6 protein-coding genes and 1 pseudogene are annotated in these 5,472 nt (G+C 69.8%); 6 read left to right on the top strand and 1 reads right to left on the bottom strand.

The features are described 5' to 3' along the window. Positions 1-167: 167 nt before the first annotated feature. Positions 168-428, top strand: coding sequence for a hypothetical protein (locus DN069_RS34070; protein ID WP_111507108.1), 261 nt, complete (start codon positions 168-170; stop codon positions 426-428). Between the two features lie 375 nt (positions 429-803). Here the strand turns inward: DN069_RS34070 and DN069_RS34065 are convergent, their stop codons facing one another. Beyond that, entirely contained in the window at positions 804-1,127 is a 324-nt protein-coding gene (locus DN069_RS34065; RefSeq protein WP_111507107.1) for a hypothetical protein, read from the bottom strand. 217 nt (positions 1,128-1,344) lie between these two features. Here DN069_RS34065 and DN069_RS42515 point away from each other — a divergent pair, with 217 nt between their 5' ends. From DN069_RS42515 to DN069_RS34045, 5 genes and pseudogenes are all read left to right on the top strand, one after another. Then, the gene (locus DN069_RS42515) at positions 1,345-1,479 is read left to right on the top strand and encodes a hypothetical protein (RefSeq protein WP_279387945.1); all 135 of its coding nucleotides are present in this window, start codon (positions 1,345-1,347) and stop codon (positions 1,477-1,479) included. 591 nt (positions 1,480-2,070) lie between these two features. Further along, positions 2,071-2,193 (top strand): annotated as a pseudogene (locus tag DN069_RS34060) (IS701 family transposase); the annotation flags it as partial. 905 nt (positions 2,194-3,098) lie between these two features. Beyond that, on the top strand, positions 3,099-4,085 hold the full coding sequence (locus DN069_RS34055) for a mechanosensitive ion channel family protein (protein WP_243640136.1): 987 nt from the start codon (positions 3,099-3,101) through the stop codon (positions 4,083-4,085). 140 nt (positions 4,086-4,225) lie between these two features. Beyond that, a complete protein-coding gene (locus DN069_RS42080) occupies positions 4,226-4,597 on the top strand; it encodes a hypothetical protein (RefSeq protein WP_243640134.1) in 372 nt (123 codons plus the stop codon). A gap of 424 nt (positions 4,598-5,021) precedes the next feature. Continuing rightward, positions 5,022-5,276: an MgtC/SapB family protein gene (locus DN069_RS34045; RefSeq protein WP_207892370.1), complete on the top strand. Its 255-nt coding sequence runs from the start codon at positions 5,022-5,024 to the stop codon at positions 5,274-5,276. Positions 5,277-5,472: the final 196 nt, after the last annotated feature.

The following is a 5,472-nucleotide window of genomic DNA, read 5'->3' as shown; positions in this document are numbered from 1 at the left end:
CCTTTCCGGTCAGAGCACTAGCCCGCTCAGCTGGAGACCCCCAGGACGTTACCCAATGCCTCCTGACTTGCCACTGCGACCCGGCGAACCTTTCCGGTCAGAGCACTAGACCGCGTGTTTGTGCCCTACGGGCCTTGGGCAAGCGCGGTCGGAAGGAGGTCCCCGCCATGGCCCCGTACCTGGTAGCGGCGCTGTCGGCGGCCCACGGGTCCACAGTGTCGGCGGACTACGCGGTTGTCGTCGCGCTGATCGGGATGCTCGTGCTGGTCATCCTCACGGGAGTCGGCGTTTCGCGGCGGCGGGCCCACTCGGCAGTGCGTCGCCACAACCCGCCCAGCGAGCCGGACGGCTCGAAGGCCCAGCCTCCGACGCAGCACGGAAGGGGAGAGGGTAATGGCCAGACCGGCCAGGGGAGCCGGCGCTCCTGACGGGTGATCCAGCACAATCCTGCGCTGGCCACGAGCGGTGGTCGCACCGGTCAGCGGTCGCCTCGCGGCCTTCTTGGCCATTTGACCGCGTCCACCCGGCGGGCGCGAGAGCGACACGATGCGCACGAAACGCCCGAAGCGGAGGACCCCGGATAGCCTCCGCTGGGTCCACTGGCAGGGCGCGCCCACCGCCACGCCTCCGCGTCACTCGTCGCCCGCCGACCTCGCACCCGGTCGAGAGTGGCGTTGGCCGGCGCGCTTCTCCTCGTCGAGGCCCGGCAGCAGCTCCGACGTAGTCCGGCGCCGGCCGCGTCGTCAGGGCGTGTCGCCGTGTGCTGCCGTCCGTGCCTTCTCTACTACCTTGCCTTCAGACTTTCAGGCGGCTCTGCTCGGCGTCAGGATGCCGTGTTGCGTGTCCCACTGTGCGGTTGCTGCGGGCGGCCCTTCCACCCGGTCCGACCAGACGCGAACCTCGACTCGATAGGGCATCGGCTCCTCGTGCATCACGAACCGTCCTTTGAGCTCGGCGAGAAGGTGCTGGTCAGCGCACTCCTGTGCGGTCAGGGGCAGCTCCTCCACGGTGGCTGGCGCCAGGATCCTCGCCGGCTGGGATCGGCCCTCCTCGATGCGGACTTCGCTCAGGTAGATCATCTCGTCCTCCGTCCCATTGGTGGCGATCGACAGAACCTGTTGTTCCATCCGGAAGGCACATGGCCTGCGTTTACCTGCTCAACCCGTCCTCACCCCGTCGGGCCAGGTACCGGCGTCGGCCACCGTCCTGCCCGCCATGCTGCGGACGCTACGAGGTGAGGACGGCAACCGCGAGCTTCCCTCGCGAGCCGGGTGTTTGGGTGGACAGATCCGGGTGAGGCGCCTGCGGGAGTGTTCTGTGGTCCTCAACGCGGAGGAGACCGACATGATCTTCCTGGCCCTGCTGCTGCCGCCCTTCCTGCTGTTGGTGGTGATTGCTTTGGGACGGTGGGAGGAGTTCGAGCTGTCGGACGACAAGCTCCGCTGCTCGGCCACGCAGGCCGACCGGCATCGCGCGTGACGTTTTCACCTCGTCAAGGGGATGAGCACGCGGATGACTTCGCCGTGTCGGCATTCAGGACGACGACGTTCAGGTCCCGGCGCTGTCGAATGGCAGGGCGGCGGCCCCGAGTTGTGGCGTAGGGCGGAGCCCCCGCGCACAGGTGATGGTTCGCCCGGGCCCCACGGGTCCGGGCGGCTTGCTCGCCCCGGCGCAGCAGCGTCGAGCACCGGTCGCGGTGTTGTTGAGAGATACTGACGACCGTTAACCCCTCACCACCAAGCCCGCCGGCAACCGCCGTCAGCCGGGGTTTGCGAACGCCGAACTGGGTCAGACGCCACATGCCGCCGCAATCTACGGAGGCACGCCGCGCGGCGGCAGCGAGCGCCCCGGCCGACCTACCCCTGGGCCGGGGCGCCGCTACGTCATGACGTTCGGACGCGTACTCCAGTGAGAGTTCTCCGTTTTCCCTGGTCAGCGGCCTGGTGGTCGGTTGCGTGTAGCCAGGTTTGGCCAGGGGCGGGGAGGTGTCCGCCGGAACGTCGCGCGAACGAGTGGCCGCGCCGCATGTAGTGGCAACGAGGTGGATAGTTCCCGAATGTGATCGATGATCTGGCTGATGTGTGGGACCGGGAATTGGACGAACTCTTCCTGCGGATCGGGGCTCGCTTCACCCGAGTTGAGCCGCGGCGGCGGATGCGGGACTACGTGCGCGGGCTGCTCGGCCCGGTGGGCTGAGCGACATGGTGGACATGCCTCCCGAGCCGGTGTGCCCAGCCGGTTGAGTCTGACTCCACACGCTGACGCGGGCTCCGCACAGGTCGGGGTGGTCACGTGGGCGCGTGGGTGGAGGCGGACCGCTGAGGCTGGGGTCGGGTCGCCCGCGCCGCGGCTCAAGCCGGAGCGCCGACGCCGGGCTCGTTGAGTTCCGGAGCCATTGCCCGCCTTTCAATATGGCCAGGGAGGCGCATTGAGATCTCCCATTTCCCGCGCCCGCCCCGTCGTATTGCTGGCCACGCGCCTCATGGAGAGTCTTGCCACCGTTGTTAACCCCTCGCCGGCACTTGCCGCATCCCCGCAGGACACAGTTCCATCCCGCCGGAGGCCCCGAGCCATCCGGGCCAAATCGTCGGCTGGCGAACATGAGCGAGCGTCCCGGCGGAGTGCCGGGGACAGAGCCGAGCCCCCTGCTCACCTCGTAGCGGGCGCGTCTCGCCGCCTGAGCGTCTGAGCTCGGACAGCTGCTGGCCGAGATCCGTCGCCAGCAGCTCGCTGCACTGGTGGCTCGGGCGGATGACGGTGGGCGGCGTCTCAGAAACTCTGTGCCCGACCGCCGAAGCGCCGGCGCTCCTACTCGGCCCCTTGGCCCGTGCCGTGGCGATGGCGTTTGAAGTGGCGAGTCCGGGACAGGCGATGCCCATGCTCGCGGTGGCATCGGAAGGGCGGATCGGTGGCCGAGACGGCCCGGTCGAGCCTTCTGTGCGGCCGAGAAACCGGAGTGCGGGAGAGGGATTGTGACTGCGTCTGGATGGGGGCTGGCCGGACCGGTGCTGGTGGTCTTGCTTGTGGTGGTCGTGGCTTGGGCCGGAGTCAGGGGCTTGGAGACGATGCTGCGTCGGCTGCCGCACCGGGCATCCTCATTGGCTTCTGACGTGCTGGTGCGGCGCTGCCGCCGTCCCCTGCTCTGGACCCTGGCCCTGGGACTGGGTCTGCTCGGGGAGCGCGGACTGCTGCTGACTCCGGGGCCGAACGGGGTGGTACGGCACACCCTGGTTGTGGCGCTGATCGCGTCGTCGGCTTGGCTGTTGTACCGGGTGGCCACGCTCGGCATCGACGTGGGCCTGGCGCGCTACGCCGTCGGGCCGCGCGATGCCGCGCGGATCCGCCGGGTCCGTACCCAGGCTGATCTGCTGCGCCGGATCACCGGCGCGCTGTCGGCGGTGCTCGCCGGCGCAGCGATCCTGATGACCTTCCACGCCGTCAGGACCTTCGGCGCCAGTGTCTTCGCCTCCGCAGGTCTTCTCGGCCTGGTTGCTGGCGTGGCGGCGCAGAGCACGCTGGCGAACCTCTTCGCCGGGATGCAGCTCGCCTTCGGTGACATGGTCCGGATCGGCGACGAGGTGGTGGTCGCGGGGGAGTGGGGGACGGTCGAGGAGATCACCTTGACCTACGTGGTCATCGCCACCTGGGATCAGCGACGCATCGTCATGCCCGTCTCCTACTTCGCGGGAAAGCCGTTCGAGAACTGGTCGCGCAGCGACCCCGCGATCACGGGAACGGCCATGTTCCACCTCGACTACAGCGCGCCGATCCCGGAACTGCGCGACCGTTTCTCCGCGGTCCTGCGCTCCACGCGGCTGTGGAACGGCAAGGGAGAGGCGCTCCAGGTCGTGGACACCACGCCGACCACACTGGTGGTCCGGGCCCTGATGACCGCCGACAACGCCTCCGACGCTTTCGAACTGCGCTGCCTGGTCCGCGAGGAGCTCGTCGCCTATCTGCGGCAGGAGCACGGCTACGCGCTGCCCCGGATATCGGTGGGCTCGGCGGACGGGAGCTTCCCGGGATCTCGGGCACCTGGCAAGCCGCTGCGGCAGCAGGGGCGGCGGGGCGGCGCGGATGGCTGATACCCCCGGCTCCGGTGCGGTGCTGAGGCGGCTCCGGTCTGGTTTGCGGTCGGGCCGAGGGGTCATACGCGCAGGGGCGGTCGGTGCGGGGCGCCCCACAACGTCTCCACGACGAACTCGCGACGACGAAGGAGCTCGCCATGCTGCTGTTCGGCCTGCTGCTGCTCGGGGCCACCGCCGCCTTCACCGGTCTGCTGATCGCGGACAACCTCTCCGGTGGTCCTGACTACTCGGTCGTGGTCCTCGGCAACACGATCGCGACCATGAACGGTCTGGAGATCTTCCTGTCCGGCGTGGCCCTGGCGCTGATCTTCTGCCTCGGTCTTGCCATGACCCGCGTGGGCGGCCAGCTGGCCCGCCGCCGCCGGACCACGCTCGGTGAGGCGCGTCGGACGGGCGAGACTCCGATTCAGCAATCGGAGCCTTGGACCGCACCCGCGGTGGACGAGCGGACCGGTGCGTCCACGCCGGCGCACGCAGGACGGCCGCGTCGGCACCTCTTCGGACACTGACCGGGGCGCGCACCCGCGTCGCGCGCGTTCGCGGTGTGCGTCAGTCAGCCCGGCAGTGTCTGCCAGCAGTGTCTGGCCGACTCGAAGGGCACAGCGCTGAGCCAGGACGCAAGGTGTTCGGCAGCGGCCTCGGGCTGTTGCTCGAGGCCGCTGACGGGCACTCTGCCGAGGGTAACCGGCTCTCAGCGGGGACTGACCGTTGCACCGCGTACCGGGTGCTTCGAGCTGGTGCGCGCGGGTAGGCGCGCAGGGACCGCGAGCGGGGAGGAGTGAGGAGAGCCGCCCGATGACGACGGCGGTGTCACAGCGGTGACGACAGGGACGGTAGCGACCACGGTTGCGGCCGCGGGGTTCAGCGAGCCCTTCGGGCAGGGCTGGCCCGAAGTCGCTCAGATTGGGCTCGCGCTGGTGTTGTCGGCCGCCGGTGGGGCTGGAGCGCGAGTTCCGCCTGAAGACGGCCGGTCTGCGTACCTACACCCCTTTCGGCGTGGGCGCGGCGCTGTTCGTGTTGGTGAGCAAGTTCGCCTTCAGCGATGTGACGCACGCCGAACTGGTGGTGCTCGATCCCGCCCGGGTCGCGGCGCAGATCGTCTCCGGGCTTGGGCCTCATAGGCGCAGGCGTTGCCGAGCAGCTGTCCCGTGTCCCCGGCGTGCTCGGGTGCAGCCGTATCGAGGCTGAGGAGGACTGAGGCAGATGCCCGTTCCGGAACCGACCCATCCTGATCCCGTCCCGCCCTCCCCGACTCCCGCACCGCCGGGCGGGCCTGAGCCCGGTCCGGACCCCGGTCCGCGCCCGGAGCCGCTGGGACCCGATCCGCTTCCGCCTCCGCCCCCGGAACCCCTCGGTCCCGATCCGGTGCCGCCGCCCCCGCCCG

This window comes from Streptacidiphilus pinicola, assembly GCF_003258295.1.
GTDB classification, from domain to species: domain Bacteria; phylum Actinomycetota; class Actinomycetes; order Streptomycetales; family Streptomycetaceae; genus Streptacidiphilus; species Streptacidiphilus pinicola.
The sequence above is the reverse complement of the archived record's forward strand: the minus strand, read 5'-3'. Positions and strand labels throughout refer to the sequence as shown.

Coding starts and splice junctions, on each gene's coding strand:
- DN069_RS42080 (WP_243640134.1), top strand. CDS start 4,226: ATGCTGCTGTTCGGCCTGCTGCTGCTCGGGGCCACCGCCGCCTTCACC.
- DN069_RS34065 (WP_111507107.1), bottom strand. CDS start 1,127: ATGGAACAACAGGTTCTGTCGATCGCCACCAATGGGACGGAGGACGAG.
- DN069_RS42515 (WP_279387945.1), top strand. CDS start 1,345: ATGATCTTCCTGGCCCTGCTGCTGCCGCCCTTCCTGCTGTTGGTGGTG.
- DN069_RS34070 (WP_111507108.1), top strand. CDS start 168: ATGGCCCCGTACCTGGTAGCGGCGCTGTCGGCGGCCCACGGGTCCACA.